The organism is Hyphomonas sp. (assembly GCF_036964145.1).
Classification (GTDB): domain Bacteria; phylum Pseudomonadota; class Alphaproteobacteria; order Caulobacterales; family Hyphomonadaceae; genus Hyphomonas.
This window is the reverse complement of sequence record NZ_JBALUC010000001.1, coordinates 337,677-353,497: the sequence shown is the minus strand read 5'-3', so window position 1 is coordinate 353,497 and position 15,821 is coordinate 337,677. Positions and strand designations below refer to the sequence as shown.

The following is a 15,821-nucleotide window of genomic DNA, read 5'->3' as shown; positions in this document are numbered from 1 at the left end:
CATATTGCCCGACATGTTCGAAGGAATCGCCGCCACCGCCACGCATCTCGGCCTGCTTTCCGGGGCCATGGCCATCGGCTCATCCTGGGTAGCGGCCATCGCGTCGCCCAATTGCAGTTTCGACAAGCTGGACGGCTCGCGGGCGGATCGGCATGTGCGGGAATTGCTGTTGCAGACCTCCACGCCCATCGCCGGCATGATGCTGGCGTCGGGCGCGTTCTTCCTGCTCGCCTCGAGCTGGGCTGCAGCAGTGACGGCCTTGCTGGCAGCTTTCGGCTTCTACTCAAACCGCTGGATGCTGACACCGGGGAAGAAACACAAAGGCGAGCGCACCAGCCGCAAAGGGCAGCGCGCCGTGTCAGTCAGTTTCTCTTTGATGTTCACTCTGGTAGCGATCGTTTCGGCCGTGCTCGGCATGATCCGGATCTAGGACAGATCAGGCGAAGACCAGCCAGAGACAGCCCATTTCGTGCAATTTGCGGAAATTATCAGCCGATTTGCGCGCGGCCTTCAGGGCGATCTCACCGGCGGCCTTCCGGTTGACGGCCAGCATCATGGTGCAGATCGCGATTCCCGGCAGGAACATCCACCAGACAAAGGCAAGCGACGCCAATACACCGGCAAGGCAGATGAAATAGGCCAAGGCATCCAGGATGCGGAACCGCGCGTGCATGAATCGGCCAAAATCACTCAGCAATTCCGGCTGTTTGTGCAGGATTTCCGCATCAATGGCAAAACGCTGTCCCGGAGCCTGCTCATAAACGAGCGCCCGTGTCATGCGTCCACCGCGATGGGGATTAGGCTGGCATTTAAGGAACATGGCAGTCACTCCATTATGGGAGGAATTTACCCTGTCCCGGTTAAGTGACCGCTTGTCCAATTCGGTCAATTTTCACGAAGATGGAAACCATCATACGGCTGATCGGACACATGCGTGTCTGGCGAATCTGTTTGCCCTTGCACCGATAGAGACATATGTTGCACTGCAACATGGAAGGCGTGTAACTCATGCTGTATTCACTTGTCGAAATCAATCGTGCCGCGATGGCGCCAATGCGCGTTGCGGCCCGGGCCAGCCGGGCCGCGTTGAGCTCTCCGCTAAACCCGCTCGGCCAAACCGATTATGGCCGGTCGCTGACCGCGATGGCGGATGTATTTGAAAGCGCCACCCGCTATTATGGCAAACCCGAATGGCGTATCGACTCCGTCCGCATCAACAGTGCACCAGTGGAAGTGACGCCCGTGGCGGCTTGGCGTTCACCCTGGTGCAATCTTGTTCACTTCCGGAAAGACCCGGAAGCTCTGGCTGCGGCGCGCAATGCCGACAAGCTGGGCCCGCAGCCCCGCCTTCTGATTGCTGCCCCCCTCTCCGGTCACTATGCGACGCTGTTGCGCGGCACAGTCGAGGCGTTCCTGCCGACCCATGACGTCTACATCACCGATTGGCAGGATGCCCGTATGGCACCCGTCTGGCTCGGCCGGTTCGATCTGGACGATTATATCGACCATATTCGCGCGATGCTGGAATTCCTTGGCGGCGGCGCGCATGTGCTTGGTGTCTGCCAGCCGGGCCCCCCGGTCCTTGCTGCAATTGCCATGATGGCCGAGGAAGATGATCCGGCCCGCCCGGCCTCGATGACCTTCATGGGCTCCCCTATTGATACGCGCCTCAGCCCGACCATTCCGAATGTCTTGTCTGAAGAAAAGTCGCTGTCCTGGTTCGAAGAGAACATGATCCACACAGTGCCCGGCCCGTATCCGGGCATGTTCAGGCGTGTCTATCCGGGCTTTGTCCAGCTTGCCTCCTTCATGAACATGAACTGGTCGCGCCATGTCGATGCGCACTGGAATTTCTTCAATCATCTCGTCGAGGGCGATGGGGACAATATTGGCAAGCACCGGGAATTCTATGACGAATACCTCTCCGTGCTCGACCTGACCGAGGAATTCTACCTGCAGACCATTGTGCGCGTTTTCCAGGAGCACCAGCTTGCGCGCGGCGTCTATCGCTATCGCGGCACGCATCTGGTCAAGCCGGAGCTGATCCGCGACGTCGCGCTGATGACCGTTGAAGGCGAGAAGGACGACATTTCCGGCATCGGCCAGACACAGGCTGCGCACACTATTTGCTCGAAGGTGCCAGAGGACATGCAGACCGACTATATCCAGCCGGGCGTGGGTCATTATGGCGTGTTCAATGGCAGACGTTTTCAGACCGAAATCGCGCCGCGCGTTACCGAGTTCACCAAGCGGTTCACCATGCGGGATGCCGATGAGACTGCCGCAGAACGTCTCAGCAAGATTGCCTGACCCGGCCTAATTGTCCGGCGTCGGGAGGACGCGGGAAATCTGGCGGCATATGTCACGCGCTTCGCTGAGCACCGTGATCGGCATCGGATCGGGTGCATCAAGATATGTGCTGAGTTGCGAGACAGCCCGGGCCTCCGCTTGCTCCGTCGGCAGGTCCCCATGAGACACCTGCAGGGTCCGCCGCGACGTACACGACTGCAGTTCCAGAATGGTCGGGTCGGTTGCGCCATGGTGCGGCGCGCGCAGGACGACCGATGACGGCAGGTCCGGGCCATCCGGCACAGCGACCCAGAGCGCATGGATGTCGTCCCCATCGATTGGGTTCCGGAAGCGGATCGCGTAGATTAGCCCCTTTTCAAGATGGCGTACGGAATAGTCGGCCACACCGGCATCGTTCAGCCCGCCCAGCCAGGCTGCAATCATGGCGTTGCGCGCCTGCTTGGCTTCCGCGCCGCGCCAGGCGGCGGCGTCAGCATAGACCTGCTTGGAGGCGAGGTCCTGCTCCTCCGATATGGGAGCAGGCCTGCGTACAACCGGCGTCGTCTCGTGCGGCATATAGGCGGACGCATGTTCGGCAAACCCGATCCAGCCTGCCATCGCAGAGGCGAGCACAGCCGGGGCAAAATGTCTGATCCAGTCGCGAGAGATCATAGAAATGCGTTCCGTTCCAAGCCGGAGCGCACTTTGTCAGGCTAAGGGTTAAGGAAAGCCCGTTCGATGGCCCACCAGAGCCCGATAACTCCGATAGCCGCGGATACGGGCCAGACCAGAACCGGCCGGTAGAGGTCTGCCCGGCCTGCCTGTTTCAGGACGCCCCTGATGATCAAGGCCACTGCAAGCGCCATGCCGATCACAGCCAACTGACCAATCTCCACGCCGACATTGAAGCCGATCAAAGCTGGCCAGAAGATGCCAGGCGGCAGACCGAGATCCCCGAAGGCACCCGCAAAGCCCATCCCATGAATCAGGCCGAACCCGAAGACCAGCGCGGGGCGCCAGCCGCTTGGCTCCTTGAACAGAATGTTCTCAAGGGCGGCCCAGGCGATGGTCAGCGCGATCAGCGGCTCGACGATACTTGCCGGAGGCGCGATCACGCCGGCTGCGGCAAGGCCGAGCGTGGAAGTGTGCGCCAGCGTGAAGGCGGAGATTTGCCAGAGCAGCGGCTTAATCCGCCGACTGGACAGGAAGAGGGCCAGCACGAACAGGATATGATCCACGCCCATCGGCAGGATGTGCTCAAAGCCGATGCGGATATAGAAGATCGCCGTCTCGAGCCAGGATCGGTCGAGTTCGATCTCCCCGCCCGGAACGTCGTCTCCCGTTTCAGTTGCGTTGCCGGCGCGGTCCAGTTCCTGAAGCTCCCGGCACAAAGCGGGGTCCATCCCTCCTCCCGGCAGGCAAAGCTCGTCTTCCGGGTGGGCGAACGCCGCTTGCGGCGCAGAGGTGACGGCAAGGCAGGCCATCAGGCAGCATGCCAGAAAGGCGATGAGCCGATGCCGCATCAGATCTCGTCCGGCAGCGGGTGTGGTGCTTCCATGTGGATGGCCTCGTGATGGTCGTCATCATGATCATGTACCGGCAAGAAGGATAGCACGAGCGCTATGGCCACCCCGGACGACAGGGCCAGCAGGCTGCGGAGCGGCGGCTCCTCCTTCAGCGGAGCCATCAAAGGGCCTGTCGCAACATAGAGAAGCAGGCCGGCAGAGGCCGCGAAAAGCGCGCCAACCGCCTCGCTTCCCAGGAAATACATGAAGGGCGACGACATCAGCACGCCCAAGGGCGTGGTGGCGGATGCGGCCAGAAAGGCCCACAGGAAGGATTGCCGGTTCGAAAAATTGTGCCGGCGCAGGATCGCGAACGCGATCACGCCTTCCGGAAACTCATGCAAGATCAGCGAGACCGCCGCATAGACGCCTGCGGAAAAGCTCGCAGCGAAGGTCACTGAATAGATTACGCCGTCGATGAAAGAATGAATGGCAATCGCGATTATGGGGGTTACAGCCGCCATCCGGCCGCCATTCACGCTTTCCGGGAAAAATGTGTTGAGGCCGTAATTCAGTATCAGCCCGCCGAGGAACCCGCCCAGCATGAAGTATGGCGCTCGCGTGCTTTCGGCGAACGCTTCCGGCGCGATGTGCAACAGGCTGAGCGTGACGAGCATACCGGCCGCCGCGAGGCCCATGACGGCAGAGAACCGCGCACTCCAATCGCCCCGCATCGCCACAGCGATGAGGCCGACCGTGGTCACAAAGGCCGCGATCAAGCCGAAAAACAAAGGGGCTTGCATGGATTCAAACATGGAAAGCTGTCAGCCGGTCCGTTAACAGTCAGGTGCGGTCTATAACCGCGTCCTGCGGCCTTGCGAAGAAGTGTTATATGGTATCATTATTCGGCTTGCGAGAAGATTTTCCGGTTTTACTGAATTCCCCAGGCGGGACGATGGGAGCGATATGACGGATCGATCATGGGGTCGGGGCAGCAGCTGGCTTCTGGCCTGCGCCGCATTAATATTGAGCGTCGCCTGTAGTGCAGAAGCGCCCTATGAGCCGGAACCGGCAGCTGTAGGCTCTCCGCCTCCAGCGGAAACTCTGGCCGATGACGCACCCTCCCTTGCCCGAACCACCATGCCGCAAGCGGTGGAAGAAGCAGACCACCATGACGAAGACCATGAAGAGCATATTGGCGGCGAAGCGCATGTGCATGGCGCGGCGGAACTGGCTGTGACGCTCGACACCAATTTCGTGACCATCACCGTTGATGCGCCGCTGGCCAATTACGGCCTGTCTGAAAAGACAAAGAAGAAATCGACCGAGCTGGAACAATATGCCGAAGGTCTGACCGAACTGATGGGCAATGCGCGGTGCGATCTGGTCGAACGGTCAGCAGACCTACGCCGGTCCGGCGACCATGCTGCGCTCACGCTTTCAATCGTTTGGGATTGTCGTAGGCCAAGCCAGCTGGACGGTTTGATGTTTACCGGCTTTGAGAAATATCCGGCCTTTGAGGAAGTCGATGCCGTCTATCTCGGCGAAGCGGCCGAGACCGCATCCGCGACGCTCACGCCGGACAATCCTTTCCTGCCCTTCGTATCCTGACATGGCAGAGCCTGTCGTCTCGATCTCGGATTTGCGTTTTGCCTGGGCGCCCGGCGAGGACGTGCTCGACATTGCATCTTTTCGGCTTGAGGCTGGCGAGCGCCTGTTCCTCCGCGGCGCCTCCGGATCGGGAAAATCCACCCTGCTCGGTATTATTGCTGGCGTTCTGGAAGCTGGCTCAGGCCAGGTAAACGTTCTCGGCCGGAACCTCTCAAGCCTGAAACCGGCAGCGCGCGATCGCCTGCGAGCTGACCATCTCGGCGTCATCTTCCAGATGTTCAATCTCGTCCCTTATCTCTCCGTGGTCGGAAACGTGATCCTGCCCCTGCGGTTTTCGCCCAAGCGGCGCGCAGCCATCAGCGGCGAGGAAGACGACGAAGCCCGGCGCTTGCTGGCGCGTCTTGGCCTGACCGATGAAACCCTGCTTGCGCGCCGCGTGTCTGACCTCTCGGTTGGTCAACAGCAGCGTGTCGCTGCGGCCCGCGCCCTGATCGGCGGCCCGGAGATCGTGATCGCAGACGAGCCGACCTCGGCGCTCGATGCAGATGCCCGCGACCGCTTCATCGAATTGCTCAGCGAAGAAGCCCGGCGCACGGGCGCAGCGCTCCTCTTCGTCAGCCATGATGCCAGCCTTGCCTCCCATTTCGACCGGTCGGTGGATTTGGGAGAGATCAATCGCGTGGGGATGACTGTATGAGCGCGATCTTCGCCCTGGCCGGGCAAAGCCTGATGAACCGCAAGGCATCGGTCCTGTTGACCCTCCTCGCCGTGGCCCTGTCTGTTGCGCTGTTCCTCGGCGTGGACAAGGCTCGCACCGGCGCGCGCGAAGGCTTTGGCAATACGATTTCGGGGACCGAACTTATCGTCGGCGCCCCCACAGGCAGCGTGAATCTGCTGCTCTACTCTGTATTCAGGATGGGCAGCGCGACGGCCGAGGTTTCATGGCCGACCTATCAGGAAATCGCTGCCCGGCCGGACGTCGATTGGGCCGTCCCGATCTCCCTCGGCGACAGCCATCGCGGCTTCCGCGTCATGGGCACGACTCCGGATTATTTCGACCATTACAAATATGGTCGCAATCAGGATCTCCTATTGGCCGAGGGCGAACAATTCGAAGATTTGTTCGACGCGGTCATTGGCGCCGATGTGGCACGCGAGCTGGATTACACACTTGGAAGTCCGATGACCCTGTCGCACGGCCTCGGCCAGGCAGATTTTGGATCAGGGCACGAAAACCGCCCCTTCAGGGTCGTCGGCATCCTCGCTCCTACAGGAACCCCCGTGGACCAGACGGTGCATGTCTCGCTGGAGGCCATTACGGCAATTCATGTCGGCTGGGAAACCGGCGCGAAGAATCCGCTCGCCGACAATATCACCGAAGAGACGATCCGGACCTTCGACCTGACGCCGAAGACCGTCACCGCCATCTTCCTCGGCCTGAAGCGCCGGGGCACAATTCTCACTACACGGCGCGAGATCAATACGAACCGGGGCGAGCCGCTGATGGCGATCATCCCGTCACAGGCGCTCGCAGAGCTCTGGAGTGTGACCGCGATTGCCGAGCGCGCCCTGCTGGCGGTCTCGATCTTTGTCATCGCGGTGGGCGTCGTCTCCATCCTCACTTCCATCCTGACCAGCCTGAATGAGCGGCGGCGGGAGATGTCGATCCTGCGCGCGGTCGGCGCCCGGCCGGGCCACATCTTTGCGCTCCTGGTACTGGAGGCAGGCCTGGTCGGTTTCCTCGGTGCGGCGCTCGGCATCCTGCTCATTCACGTGCTTCTTGCCGTGGTCGGCCCACTCGTCTCTGCGCATTACGGCATTTCCCTGATTGGCACCGGGCCGGGACTGACAGATCTCTATACGCTGCTGGCGGTGACAGGCGCGGCCCTGCTCGCCGGGGCCATCCCGGCCTGGATGGCCTTTCGCCGGTCGCTTGCCGATGGATTGTCCATTCGACTCTGAACCGCTCAACCCCACTGGCGGGCCACGCCCGCGCATCCTAGATTGGCATCATGAAACAGATTTCTTCCCTCCTGACCGCCGCCCTGATGACAGGCTTGCTGGCCGCCTGCGGGCAAGCCGATGCACCGACTGATCCCGGTACCCCTGCCCCTGAAGCAGAATCGACTGCGGAAGCCCCGCAGGTGGGCGACAAGATTGGTGAGAGCGAAGCAGAGCGTAAAGCAAAACGCGAAGCGACCATTGCCGCCCGCGCCGCCGATCAGGCGCGCAAGAAAGCCGAAGCCGAAGCCCGCGGCGTGACCGAAATCGGCTGGGAAGACCTGATGCCCGAAGGCGAGGAAGAACGCCTTGCGCAGATGTACCAGAGCCAGATGTCCATGCTGTATGGGGGAGGCGGCGTCGCTGAAGGCTCAGCCGCAGACGCCATGGTCCAGATCGGCACATTCAACACCGTCAAGGAGCTCAACGGCAAGACCATCCGGCTACCAGGATACACGGTGCCGTTCGAATATGGTGCAAAAGCCGAAGTTGCCGAATTCCTGATGGTCCCCTATTTCGGCGCCTGCATCCACGCACCACCGCCGCCGCCGAACCAGACCGTCTTCGTCTCGACCGATGAGCCGATCCTGCTGAAGGACCTCGCTCAGGCGGTCTGGGTCGAGGGCATCCTGACCACCGAGACACAGGAGAGCGAACTGGCTGATGCCGCCTATACGCTCAAGCTGACACATATCGAGAAGTACGAATATTGATGGTTGGCTAATGTGGTACCTCTGGCCGGACTCGAACCGGCACTCTGTCACCAGAAACGGATTTTGAATCCGTCGCGTCTACCAATTCCGCCACAGAGGCCCTTTGCAGGGAGCGCTTCTCCTGCCGCATAGCCGGGTCACCTGTCAATCTACTCGACGTAGCGATCAAAGACATCTAACAGCTGGAATATGTCTTCCACCGAACTTCCGACCGAAAAAACCCTGCTGCAGACCATCGAGGCGCTCGCTGGACGGGCGCCCGAAAAAGGGTTCTCGCTCCGGGAAATTTTCGACCAACTGGATGAGAGCGCGTTTGGGGCCGGCCTGTTCCTGCTGGCCCTACCCTGTTGCATTCCGTTCCTTTATGGCGTGCCGCAGGTTGTGGCGCTGCCCATGATGGCGCTGGCCGCGCAAATGGCGATGGGCCGGGAACAACCCTGGATGCCGGAAAAGCTCGCTACTCGCCATATTGACCGCAAGGGCCTGACCCAGATGGCATCAGGCGGTCGCAAATGGCTTGGCTGGGTCGAACTGATCGTGCGGCCGCGCCTGACCATGATCACGGGCAAGCGGTCCGAGCGGGTCATCGGCCTGTTCCTCTGCGTATTCTGTGCGTCGATCCTCGTGCCCCTGCCCATGACCAATACCGTGCCGGGCTTTGCCGTCGCCATCGCCTCCTTCGGCCTGATGCAGAAAGACGGCCTCATGGTCATAGCCGGCCTCACCATCGGCACGGCATGGGTCAGCGGCCTTGTCGGCGCGGTCATGTTCGGCGCCGTCAGTCTGTTTGGCTGAGGCATAACGACAAAGTGACCTTGCGCCGCATTGTGGTCATGACCCTGCCCGGCTTTAGCTGATACATGGACTTCATGCGATCCCTCCTCAAAGACTGGAAGTGGCCAGCTATCGCGGTCGCTGTGTCTGGCTTCATGCTGGCGGCGGCGCATGTCTTCGAGATCTTTGGCCATCTTGCCCCCTGCCCGCTCTGCCTGCGGCAACGGGAAGTCTATTGGGCGCTGATCGCCATGACCCTGACCGGCCTCGCCCTCTGGCGGTGGATTCCAAAGCGTCGCTTCCTTGTGGCACTCAACATGATGATCGGTCTCGTCTTCGTCGTTGGCGTTGTGGTGGCCTTCTACCATTCCGGCGTAGAATGGGGCTTGCTCCCCCCACCGGCAGGTTGCTCGGGTGAAGGGCCGATTGATCCGATGGCTATCCAGGATTTCAGCAAGCCGATGCAGGTACCCTCCTGTACGGATGCCCCCTTCTACATTCTCGGCCTGTCAATGGCGGGCTGGAACGGTGTGATCTCTGCCATCATGGCCGTGCTCAGCTTCATCGCAGCGGGCGCGACCTTTCGGGGCGCGGTCGATATGACAGCCGCCGACTGATACTCGACCTCAAGAAGTTTTCCGGGTTGATCGCACTGACGCGCGCCGCAAGCGCTGTTCCCGGATCGTGATGTACAAGGTCGCCCCAATGATGATCGCTGTCCCCACCCAGGTCCAGAAGCCGGGCAACGCCTGAAACAGCGTCCAGTCGACCACCGCTGCCATGGGCAGCCGCATATAGTCGATGGGCGAGAGAAAGGAGGCGTCACCGATACTCATGGCGCGAATATAGAAATATTGTCCCGTCACACCGCATACGCCCATCAGGCCGATCCAGGACCAGTCGATGACAGAGGGCGCCACTTCCGGCCACTTCAGGATGGCGAGCGGCAATAACAGGATCGAGGACAGGAGGTTTGCCCAGATCAACAGGGTCACCGGCCTGTGCAGACGCGTCAGGGATTTCACCAGCGTGATCGCACCAGCCAGGCAGAACGCCGCCGATACGGCGAGAACCATGCCCAGGCTGATGCCGAGTTGGGGCTGCATCATAATCATGACCCCGAAACATCCCGCAATTGTGGCGCCCCAGCGATGCACGCCGACCCGTTCCTTCAGAATGACTGCCGCGAGAAAGGTGACGAACATGGCCCGGGAAAAACTGATCGCATTGAATTCGGACAGTGGCAGGCCAACCGCGTCCGACACGGCGTAGAAACCGAGTGCAAAGCCCAGCGTCCCGAACAGACTCCGCAACAAGATGAGGCCGGGCTGGTGAATTTTCATCACGGTGAGACCCTGCTGGAGGATCACCGGGATCACGACGATGAGCGCCACGCCGGAGCGCCAGAAGGCCAGAAAGCCCGGATCAAAACTCGCTGACTGAATTTTGGAAAGCGTCAGGAACACCGTGAAGGTCACGCCGGATGCGAGCATCCAAAGCGCGCCCTCAATGTTGCGCGGCGCACCGGCGGGCTCTACGTCTGAAGATTGAGACTGATCGGGGCGAGAATCCATGGGCCGCTTTACGCCTTCCGAAATTGACGAGATCGACCGCCTTTGGCGGGAATTGCCAGCCGATCATATGTGGACCGGCTGGGCCGCATCGGGGCGCGAACCTGACCAGGTCTGGATTTTCAGGACCCGCGCCCATTGGCGCCGATTTCCTCTCAGTAAGTCAAAAACCGGATTCGTAATAGCGGACGAGCGGGGCCGCCCGGTCGCCCGCGCGAAAACGCTGCCCGCCCTGCTCCAGAAAGTGGAGGCAATCCCGGGTCTTGAGGCACTGACGGAAGACCCGTAGCGCCTCATCAACCGCTCTAGCCTGCCATCTGTTCCCGCATCTGTTCAGCTTGTTCTGGCGTGATACCCAGCGCGTCCAGCAAAGGTCCCCCGGCGGTCTCATCCCAAGAATGGCGCGGACCGACCGTCATGCCTCCATCGACGAGAAATTCCCCGCCCGTGATGAAACTCGCCGCATCGGAGGCGAGGAACGCGGCCATCTCGGCAATGTCTTCGCCCTTCCCGACCCGTCCCGCGGGTTGCATGCTGCCGCCTGCGTCTACAAGCATCGCCGCCATCTGGTCCGCCTGCTCGCGCGACAAGCCCAGCGAGGCGCCGAAGATCGAGGTGGCAATGAAACCCGGCAGGACTGCATTCACACGGATGCCGTACTTTGCGAGTTCTGCGGCTGCCACTTTCGAGAAATGGGCAACGCCTTTCTTGGCAACCGAATAAGTGATCGGCGCATAGCCGGCGCAGACGGCGCTGATAGAAGATGTGTTGATGATCGCGCCGCCGTTTTCCTTCATGTGCGGGATCGCGAATTTGGTGCCCGCGAAGACCTGCTTCAGCAGCAGTGTCATGGTCTGGTCATAGGCGTCGAGATCCAGTTCTTCGACCGTATCGGGCGTTCCACCATGGCCCGCATTGTTCCAGAGAATGTCGAGACGTCCGAAATGGTCGACGGCCTTGCCCATGATGCCTTCAAGATCGGTCATGTCCGTCACATCGCAATGGACGAACAGGACCTTGTCATCACCAAAGCGCGTCTGCAGCGCCTGGCCTTTTTCGTCCTGAATATCCCCTGCCACGACTTTCGCACCCGCCGCGACGAATGTCTCGACGCCCGCAAGCCCAATGCCGCTGGCACCGCCCGTGATGATGGCGACCTTGCCGTCCAGATTGGCCATGTGTGTATTCCTCCCGTTCTGTTTTCAGGAGAATGCGCGCGCCTTCCCCGCGGTCCGTCAATGGCCGCGCGAAAATTTACTTGCCACGCTTCTTCATGCCGAAGCGTTTCCAGAACACGCCGTCCAGCATGCGCTTGGGCAGGAGGGTCGGCACATACCAATTGGTCAGCTTGTTCGGCACCGGCGCATAGCGGGCACGCGGCGTCGCGTCCTCCAGCGCAATCTCGATCGTCTTGGCAATCTGCTCCGGCGGCAGGCCGTCCCGGCCACCTTTCAGCATGACCTGTTCAAATTCTTTCAGGGCGTTCGACCAGGCGCTGTCAGCATACGCGCCATCGGCGTTTGCCTCTTCGGCCTTGTCCCAGATCGGTGTCTTCACGGAGCCCGGCCCGATGGCGATGGCATCAATTCCGAAGATGACGAGTTCCCGGCGCATCGAATCCGTCATGGCTTCGACGGCATGCTTGGTGGCGGTGTAAGCCCCGAGAAACGGAGAGGATATCCGGCCACCGACACTGGTAATGTTGATGATCCGGCCGGGCTCGCCTGTCCGGTCAGGGTCCATACCCAATAGCGGTGCACAGGCTTGAGAGGCGCGCAACAGGCCAAAGACGTTAACGTCGAAATGCGCCTTGAACTCATCCAGTGGCTGGATTGCCAACGGACCCATATTCGCGATGCCGGCATTGTTGACGAGGCCGGTCAGCGTCTCGCCCTTCAGCGCTGCGGACACTTCCCGCACGGCGGCGTCCACCTGATCCTGCCGGGTCACGTCCAGGATCAGCGGACGGATATCGCCTTCCGAACTGGCACGGAGCGCGTCGGCATCCGCCTGCTTGCGCACGCCCGCATAGACGCACCAGCCATGCTTGGCGAGATAAAGCGCCGTCGCTTCGCCAATACCAGTCGATGCGCCTGTGATCACAACCGTCTTCATGCGAGTTGTCCTTCCAATTTCGGGAACCAGGAAACTATACGCACCAAACTCGGCTTTGGGTTTACTCGGTCTGCTTTCCGCCCTCAATGACACGGAAGGCCGTGCGCTTCTTCGGAGGCTCGACTTGGGGAGCTTCCTTCATTGGCGGTTTCGGATCCGGCGGTTTCAAGTCTGACGCGCGCACCAGTTTTGGCGCACTCCGCACAGGCGGCTCCGGTGTTGGGGGCGTAGGGTCGTCATCAACAAGATCATCGTCCAGTTGGCGCACACGCGGTGTTGGCCGCTTGTTGAAACTGCTGGTCTTTTTCTTTCCGCCAAAGCCGGTCTTCGCCTTGCCGCGCGCCTTCTTGTCGATCTCTTTCAGTTTCATCTGCTGGAGGCTGGACAGCGCTTCGCCGTCACTCCCCTTCAAAGGATCCGCGAACGCGGACCCATAGGTCTCGATCCGCTCTTCGACCTCTTCAAGGAATTGCTTTTCCCAGTCAGACAAGGGCGGGCCGAGCCCCTGCTCAGCCAACGCTGCCGCCTTCCGTAGTTTACGGAGCGCCGCGCGTTTCTTGCGTTCGTCGACATCTCGGCCCATGAGCAGAGAATATGGTGATTATTGTGCGGGAGGCAAACCCGCTCAGGCTTCGCCGAGGGCCAGCAGGTAAGTGTCGAGCACCATTTCCTGCTCTTCACGCTCAGCCCGGTCGACCTTGCGCAGCTTGATCACCTGGCGCAGGGCCTTGGTGTCAAAGCCGAAGGCCTTGGCTTCAGCGTAGATTTCCTTGATCTGCTCGGCGACCTCTTTCTTCTCCTCTTCCAGACGCTCGATCTTGGCGACGGTCTGGCGGAGTTTCTCGCGGGTCGCTTCGGTGAGATGGGTGATCGAGGCTTCGTCGTCCATGAGAGGCTCCTTGGGAATCGGGATCAGAAAAGAAGGCGCGTCTTAGCGGGAGTTTCACTCGCTGGCCAGACGGCGAATGGCGTCAGCAACAGCTTCCCCCTCGCCATGATGCGGCATGTGCCCTTCCTGCGGCAGGATCACCAGATTGACGGCCACCTGTTTCTTCAGTTGGCCGACATGAAGCTTCGGGGAAATCACCGTGTCGCCACTGCCGGAAAACACGGTGATCGGCATGTCCAACTCGCTATAGCGCTTCGATTGCGCAGCCAACTGGTCCTCCAGCGCTTTCACGTCACGCGCATTGGCCCGGAAGTTTGGCGGACGGAACAGAAGCCCGATAGCCGAATTCTCGGAATAGTTTTCAGGCGCAGGCGCCGGATCAAAGACGCCGTCGATGCCATTGCCGAGCTGGCCCGGACCGACCAAGGGCAAAAGCTGGCTGAACACCGGCCCCACCAGAGGCGGGGCGGCGAAGGAATTGTACCAGGCTTGCCCGCCGCCGCCCCACTCATGGGTCACCGGCGCAAGCAGGACGAGTGCCTTGACGAGATCAGGCCGGTCGAGCGCCACCCGGAGGGCGACCGCCCCGCCAAAGGAATGGCCGACAAGGACAGTCTTTTCCCCGGGCGCGAGGGCATCAAGAACGCCTGCCATCTGGGCCGCCTGAACGCCGAGATTGTGTGCGTCCTCTGGACGCCCAGAATAGCCATGCCCGGGCCGGTCCGCCATGAAGACACGATGCGTGTTTTCCAGCCGGGGCGCGAGGGTCCAGGTGAATTCGCGCGCGTTCGCGCTGGCGCCGTGGATCATCAGGACAGGCGGCCCCGCCTGCCCTTCCTGGATGACATGGACGGTTTCGCCACCAACCGCCACAGCCTGACCAATCGGCGGGTATGCCGCTTCGACCTTGTTCTTGTAGGCTGTGCTGGTCACGCAGGCCCCGGTGCCGAGCGCGCAGATGCCAAGGGCTGTTGCCGTGAGCATCCGCCTCAAAGGCCCTGGCCTTCAGCCAGCTTGGATAGTCGCTTTTCCGCGACCAGAGCCTGCTGCATGCGGGGATGGATCTTGATGGCTTCGCGATAGGCTTCCAGCGCGTGTTGGGGAGAGCCCATGCTTTCGAACATCATGCCGAGCCCGGACCACGCGCCGAAATGGCGCGGCTCCAGCCGGAGCGTCTCGTTCAGGTCTCTCAACGCTTCGGGATAATTCTCGCTCATCATGAAAATCGAGGCCCGACGGTTCCACGCTTCAGGATAGTCAGGCTTGATCAGGATGGCGCGGTCATAAAAAGCGCGCGCGGTCTCGAAATCGCCAGCGGTCTGGGCATCGACGCCGCGCTCCATGATGACATCCACAGTCGGAGACCCGGATTCCATCCATGACGCCCAGATATCCATGGCGACATCATTGGCTTCGCTGTCGCTGGGGGCATTACGCAGTTTCTCGAACATCTCGTCCGATGGCTCGGCATGTGCCGCGCCCGCAAGAAACAGGACTGCCAGGAGGAGCGCTCTTATCATCAATCCGATATTATGCCGTGCAACGGGCGCGGCAACCTCAACTTGCTGTCAGAGCAGGCCTTCACGCACCAATGCCTCTTCCAGGCCCTGCGCATGCTTGAAGTGATGCGTCCGGAATCCGAGGGCATCGGCCGCTTCGACATTCGGCAGGCTGTTGTCAATGAAGAGAACAGTTTCAGTGGCAGGATGCCCCATTCTTTCGAGGGTGTGATGGTAAATGGCGGCACCAGGCTTGATCAGGCCGATCTGGCCGGACACGACGACATGGCGAAACCGCCGCAGAACCTCGAATTCGTCAAGCATCTCCTGCCACGGCTCTGCCGGCATGTTGGAAAGTGCGTAAAGCGGCACCTGCCGGGCCTCCAGCCGCTCAATCAGCTCGGCCGTGCCATCCATATAGCCGTCAAACATCTCCATCCATCGCCGGCCCCAAGCGAGGATTTCCGATTCATAATGGGGGTATTGCCGGATCAGGTCGGCCGCATTGTCGGCAAAGCTGGCGCCGGCATCATGTCGTGTATGCCACGTCATGTTGCAGATATCCGTCAGGAACGTCGCGCGTTCCTGCGGCGTATCAATGATCTTCGCGTAGAGTCGTGCAGGGTCCCAATCAAGGACTACATGCCCAAGGTCGAACAGGGCAATTTCAGCAGCCATAGTGCCGCCTCATTGCCTGTTCATGTTCACGTCAGCCCTGCTTTGCTTTGAAGCGGGGGTCAGTCTTGTTGATGACGTAAACGCGGCCCTTGCGGCGCACGATCTTGCAGTCGCGGTGACGCGACTTGAGCGATTTGAGAGACGAGCGGACTTTCATGGGCCTAGCCTGTGGATCA

22 protein-coding genes and 1 tRNA gene are annotated in these 15,821 nt (G+C 60.8%); 9 read left to right on the top strand and 14 right to left on the bottom strand.

Annotation, left to right across the window (positions count from 1 at the left end; all coding sequences use genetic code 11):
* The first annotated feature begins 13 nt into the window (after nucleotides 1-13).
* Nucleotides 14-430: a hypothetical protein gene (locus tag V7660_RS01850; RefSeq protein ID WP_335601416.1), complete on the top strand. Its 417-nt coding sequence runs from the start codon at nucleotides 14-16 to the stop codon at nucleotides 428-430.
* 6 nt (nucleotides 431-436) lie between these two features.
* Here the strand turns inward: V7660_RS01850 and V7660_RS01845 are convergent, their stop codons facing one another.
* Nucleotides 437-820 (bottom strand): hypothetical protein, encoded by a 384-nt coding sequence (locus V7660_RS01845; protein ID WP_335601415.1) that lies wholly within the window; start codon nucleotides 818-820, stop codon nucleotides 437-439.
* Nucleotides 821-1,008: 188 nt separating this feature from the next.
* Between V7660_RS01845 and V7660_RS01840 the strand changes: the two genes are divergently transcribed.
* Nucleotides 1,009-2,310, top strand: coding sequence for a polyhydroxyalkanoate depolymerase (locus V7660_RS01840; protein ID WP_335601414.1), 1,302 nt, complete (start codon nucleotides 1,009-1,011; stop codon nucleotides 2,308-2,310).
* A 6-nt stretch (nucleotides 2,311-2,316) separates the two neighbouring features.
* On the opposite strand, the gene V7660_RS01835 is transcribed toward V7660_RS01840, so the two are convergent.
* The 3 genes from V7660_RS01835 to V7660_RS01825 are packed head-to-tail and all read right to left on the bottom strand — an operon-like array spanning nucleotide 2,317 to nucleotide 4,609.
* A complete protein-coding gene (locus V7660_RS01835; protein ID WP_335601413.1) occupies nucleotides 2,317-2,961 on the bottom strand; it encodes a hypothetical protein in 645 nt (214 codons plus the stop codon).
* A 41-nt stretch (nucleotides 2,962-3,002) separates the two neighbouring features.
* Nucleotides 3,003-3,812 (bottom strand): HupE/UreJ family protein, encoded by an 810-nt coding sequence (locus tag V7660_RS01830; RefSeq protein WP_335601412.1) that lies wholly within the window; start codon nucleotides 3,810-3,812, stop codon nucleotides 3,003-3,005.
* A complete protein-coding gene (locus V7660_RS01825; RefSeq protein WP_335601411.1) occupies nucleotides 3,812-4,609 on the bottom strand; it encodes a ZIP family metal transporter in 798 nt (265 codons plus the stop codon). The genes V7660_RS01830 and V7660_RS01825 overlap by 1 nt, the downstream gene beginning before the upstream one ends.
* 151 nt (nucleotides 4,610-4,760) lie before the next feature.
* Between V7660_RS01825 and V7660_RS01820 the strand changes: the two genes are divergently transcribed.
* The 4 genes from V7660_RS01820 to V7660_RS01805 are packed head-to-tail and all read left to right on the top strand — an operon-like array spanning nucleotide 4,761 to nucleotide 8,119.
* Nucleotides 4,761-5,405, top strand: a complete 645-nt coding sequence (locus V7660_RS01820; protein WP_335601410.1) for a ZrgA family zinc uptake protein — start codon at nucleotides 4,761-4,763, stop codon at nucleotides 5,403-5,405.
* 1 nt (nucleotide 5,406) lies between these two features.
* Complete coding sequence (locus V7660_RS01815; protein WP_335601409.1) at nucleotides 5,407-6,102, top strand: ABC transporter ATP-binding protein; 696 nt, start codon at nucleotides 5,407-5,409, stop codon at nucleotides 6,100-6,102.
* Complete coding sequence (locus V7660_RS01810; RefSeq protein ID WP_335601408.1) at nucleotides 6,099-7,367, top strand: ABC transporter permease; 1,269 nt, start codon at nucleotides 6,099-6,101, stop codon at nucleotides 7,365-7,367. The genes V7660_RS01815 and V7660_RS01810 overlap by 4 nt, the downstream gene beginning before the upstream one ends.
* 50 nt (nucleotides 7,368-7,417) lie before the next feature.
* Nucleotides 7,418-8,119 (top strand): DUF3299 domain-containing protein, encoded by a 702-nt coding sequence (locus V7660_RS01805; protein WP_335601407.1) that lies wholly within the window; start codon nucleotides 7,418-7,420, stop codon nucleotides 8,117-8,119.
* Between the two features lie 13 nt (nucleotides 8,120-8,132).
* On the opposite strand, the gene V7660_RS01800 is transcribed toward V7660_RS01805, so the two are convergent.
* A tRNA-Leu gene (locus V7660_RS01800) sits at nucleotides 8,133-8,219 on the bottom strand.
* An 89-nt stretch (nucleotides 8,220-8,308) separates the two neighbouring features.
* Between V7660_RS01800 and V7660_RS01795 the strand changes: the two genes are divergently transcribed.
* Nucleotides 8,309-8,914: an exopolysaccharide biosynthesis protein gene (locus V7660_RS01795; protein WP_335601406.1), complete on the top strand. Its 606-nt coding sequence runs from the start codon at nucleotides 8,309-8,311 to the stop codon at nucleotides 8,912-8,914.
* A gap of 74 nt (nucleotides 8,915-8,988) precedes the next feature.
* A complete protein-coding gene (locus V7660_RS01790; protein ID WP_335601405.1) occupies nucleotides 8,989-9,510 on the top strand; it encodes a disulfide bond formation protein B in 522 nt (173 codons plus the stop codon).
* Nucleotides 9,511-9,519: 9 nt separating this feature from the next.
* Here the strand turns inward: V7660_RS01790 and V7660_RS01785 are convergent, their stop codons facing one another.
* A complete protein-coding gene (locus V7660_RS01785) occupies nucleotides 9,520-10,467 on the bottom strand; it encodes a DMT family transporter (protein WP_335601404.1) in 948 nt (315 codons plus the stop codon).
* Here V7660_RS01785 and V7660_RS01780 point away from each other — a divergent pair.
* Nucleotides 10,466-10,753, top strand: coding sequence for a hypothetical protein (locus tag V7660_RS01780; RefSeq protein ID WP_335601403.1), 288 nt, complete (start codon nucleotides 10,466-10,468; stop codon nucleotides 10,751-10,753). The two genes, V7660_RS01785 and V7660_RS01780, sit on opposite strands and share 2 nt — an antisense overlap.
* Before the next feature lie 16 nt (nucleotides 10,754-10,769).
* Here V7660_RS01780 and V7660_RS01775 read toward each other — a convergent pair whose 3' ends face one another.
* From V7660_RS01775 to ykgO, 8 genes are all read right to left on the bottom strand, one after another.
* Nucleotides 10,770-11,642 carry an SDR family NAD(P)-dependent oxidoreductase gene (locus V7660_RS01775; RefSeq protein ID WP_335601402.1) on the bottom strand — a complete coding sequence of 291 codons (873 nt, stop codon included), beginning with the start codon at nucleotides 11,640-11,642 and terminating at the stop codon, nucleotides 10,770-10,772.
* A 76-nt stretch (nucleotides 11,643-11,718) separates the two neighbouring features.
* Nucleotides 11,719-12,579, bottom strand: a complete 861-nt coding sequence (locus V7660_RS01770) for an SDR family oxidoreductase (RefSeq protein ID WP_335601401.1) — start codon at nucleotides 12,577-12,579, stop codon at nucleotides 11,719-11,721.
* Between the two features lie 61 nt (nucleotides 12,580-12,640).
* Nucleotides 12,641-13,162: a hypothetical protein gene (locus tag V7660_RS01765; RefSeq protein WP_335601400.1), complete on the bottom strand. Its 522-nt coding sequence runs from the start codon at nucleotides 13,160-13,162 to the stop codon at nucleotides 12,641-12,643.
* A 42-nt stretch (nucleotides 13,163-13,204) separates the two neighbouring features.
* On the bottom strand, nucleotides 13,205-13,468 hold the full coding sequence (locus V7660_RS01760) for a DUF2312 domain-containing protein (protein WP_034814889.1): 264 nt from the start codon (nucleotides 13,466-13,468) through the stop codon (nucleotides 13,205-13,207).
* A 54-nt stretch (nucleotides 13,469-13,522) separates the two neighbouring features.
* Entirely contained in the window at nucleotides 13,523-14,452 is a 930-nt protein-coding gene (locus V7660_RS01755) for an alpha/beta fold hydrolase (protein ID WP_335601399.1), read from the bottom strand.
* A 5-nt stretch (nucleotides 14,453-14,457) separates the two neighbouring features.
* Nucleotides 14,458-14,988, bottom strand: coding sequence for a tetratricopeptide repeat protein (locus V7660_RS01750; RefSeq protein WP_335601398.1), 531 nt, complete (start codon nucleotides 14,986-14,988; stop codon nucleotides 14,458-14,460).
* Between the two features lie 48 nt (nucleotides 14,989-15,036).
* Nucleotides 15,037-15,645 carry an HAD family hydrolase gene (locus tag V7660_RS01745; protein WP_335601397.1) on the bottom strand — a complete coding sequence of 203 codons (609 nt, stop codon included), beginning with the start codon at nucleotides 15,643-15,645 and terminating at the stop codon, nucleotides 15,037-15,039.
* A 31-nt stretch (nucleotides 15,646-15,676) separates the two neighbouring features.
* The gene (gene ykgO / locus V7660_RS01740; RefSeq protein WP_011648318.1) at nucleotides 15,677-15,802 is read right to left on the bottom strand and encodes a type B 50S ribosomal protein L36; all 126 of its coding nucleotides are present in this window, start codon (nucleotides 15,800-15,802) and stop codon (nucleotides 15,677-15,679) included.
* Nucleotides 15,803-15,821 lie beyond the last annotated feature (19 nt).

Excerpts from the sequence above, each read along its gene's own strand:
- V7660_RS01815 (WP_335601409.1), top strand. The coding sequence starts at position 5,407 with ATGGCAGAGCCTGTCGTCTCGATCTCGGATTTGCGTTTTGCCTGGGCG.
- V7660_RS01785 (WP_335601404.1), bottom strand. The coding sequence starts at position 10,467 with ATGGATTCTCGCCCCGATCAGTCTCAATCTTCAGACGTAGAGCCCGCC.
- V7660_RS01755 (WP_335601399.1), bottom strand. The coding sequence starts at position 14,452 with ATGCTCACGGCAACAGCCCTTGGCATCTGCGCGCTCGGCACCGGGGCC.
- V7660_RS01780 (WP_335601403.1), top strand. The coding sequence starts at position 10,466 with ATGGGCCGCTTTACGCCTTCCGAAATTGACGAGATCGACCGCCTTTGG.
- V7660_RS01790 (WP_335601405.1), top strand. The coding sequence starts at position 8,989 with ATGCGATCCCTCCTCAAAGACTGGAAGTGGCCAGCTATCGCGGTCGCT.
- V7660_RS01795 (WP_335601406.1), top strand. The coding sequence starts at position 8,309 with ATGTCTTCCACCGAACTTCCGACCGAAAAAACCCTGCTGCAGACCATC.
- V7660_RS01770 (WP_335601401.1), bottom strand. The coding sequence starts at position 12,579 with ATGAAGACGGTTGTGATCACAGGCGCATCGACTGGTATTGGCGAAGCG.
- V7660_RS01825 (WP_335601411.1), bottom strand. The coding sequence starts at position 4,609 with ATGTTTGAATCCATGCAAGCCCCTTTGTTTTTCGGCTTGATCGCGGCC.
- V7660_RS01820 (WP_335601410.1), top strand. The coding sequence starts at position 4,761 with ATGACGGATCGATCATGGGGTCGGGGCAGCAGCTGGCTTCTGGCCTGC.
- V7660_RS01850 (WP_335601416.1), top strand. The coding sequence starts at position 14 with ATGTTCGAAGGAATCGCCGCCACCGCCACGCATCTCGGCCTGCTTTCC.
- V7660_RS01840 (WP_335601414.1), top strand. The coding sequence starts at position 1,009 with ATGCTGTATTCACTTGTCGAAATCAATCGTGCCGCGATGGCGCCAATG.
- V7660_RS01765 (WP_335601400.1), bottom strand. The coding sequence starts at position 13,162 with ATGGGCCGAGATGTCGACGAACGCAAGAAACGCGCGGCGCTCCGTAAA.
- V7660_RS01760 (WP_034814889.1), bottom strand. The coding sequence starts at position 13,468 with ATGGACGACGAAGCCTCGATCACCCATCTCACCGAAGCGACCCGCGAG.
- V7660_RS01810 (WP_335601408.1), top strand. The coding sequence starts at position 6,099 with ATGAGCGCGATCTTCGCCCTGGCCGGGCAAAGCCTGATGAACCGCAAG.
- V7660_RS01775 (WP_335601402.1), bottom strand. The coding sequence starts at position 11,642 with ATGGCCAATCTGGACGGCAAGGTCGCCATCATCACGGGCGGTGCCAGC.
- V7660_RS01830 (WP_335601412.1), bottom strand. The coding sequence starts at position 3,812 with ATGCGGCATCGGCTCATCGCCTTTCTGGCATGCTGCCTGATGGCCTGC.
- V7660_RS01750 (WP_335601398.1), bottom strand. The coding sequence starts at position 14,988 with ATGATAAGAGCGCTCCTCCTGGCAGTCCTGTTTCTTGCGGGCGCGGCA.
- ykgO (WP_011648318.1), bottom strand. The coding sequence starts at position 15,802 with ATGAAAGTCCGCTCGTCTCTCAAATCGCTCAAGTCGCGTCACCGCGAC.
- V7660_RS01805 (WP_335601407.1), top strand. The coding sequence starts at position 7,418 with ATGAAACAGATTTCTTCCCTCCTGACCGCCGCCCTGATGACAGGCTTG.
- V7660_RS01835 (WP_335601413.1), bottom strand. The coding sequence starts at position 2,961 with ATGATCTCTCGCGACTGGATCAGACATTTTGCCCCGGCTGTGCTCGCC.
- V7660_RS01845 (WP_335601415.1), bottom strand. The coding sequence starts at position 820 with ATGTTCCTTAAATGCCAGCCTAATCCCCATCGCGGTGGACGCATGACA.
- V7660_RS01745 (WP_335601397.1), bottom strand. The coding sequence starts at position 15,645 with ATGGCTGCTGAAATTGCCCTGTTCGACCTTGGGCATGTAGTCCTTGAT.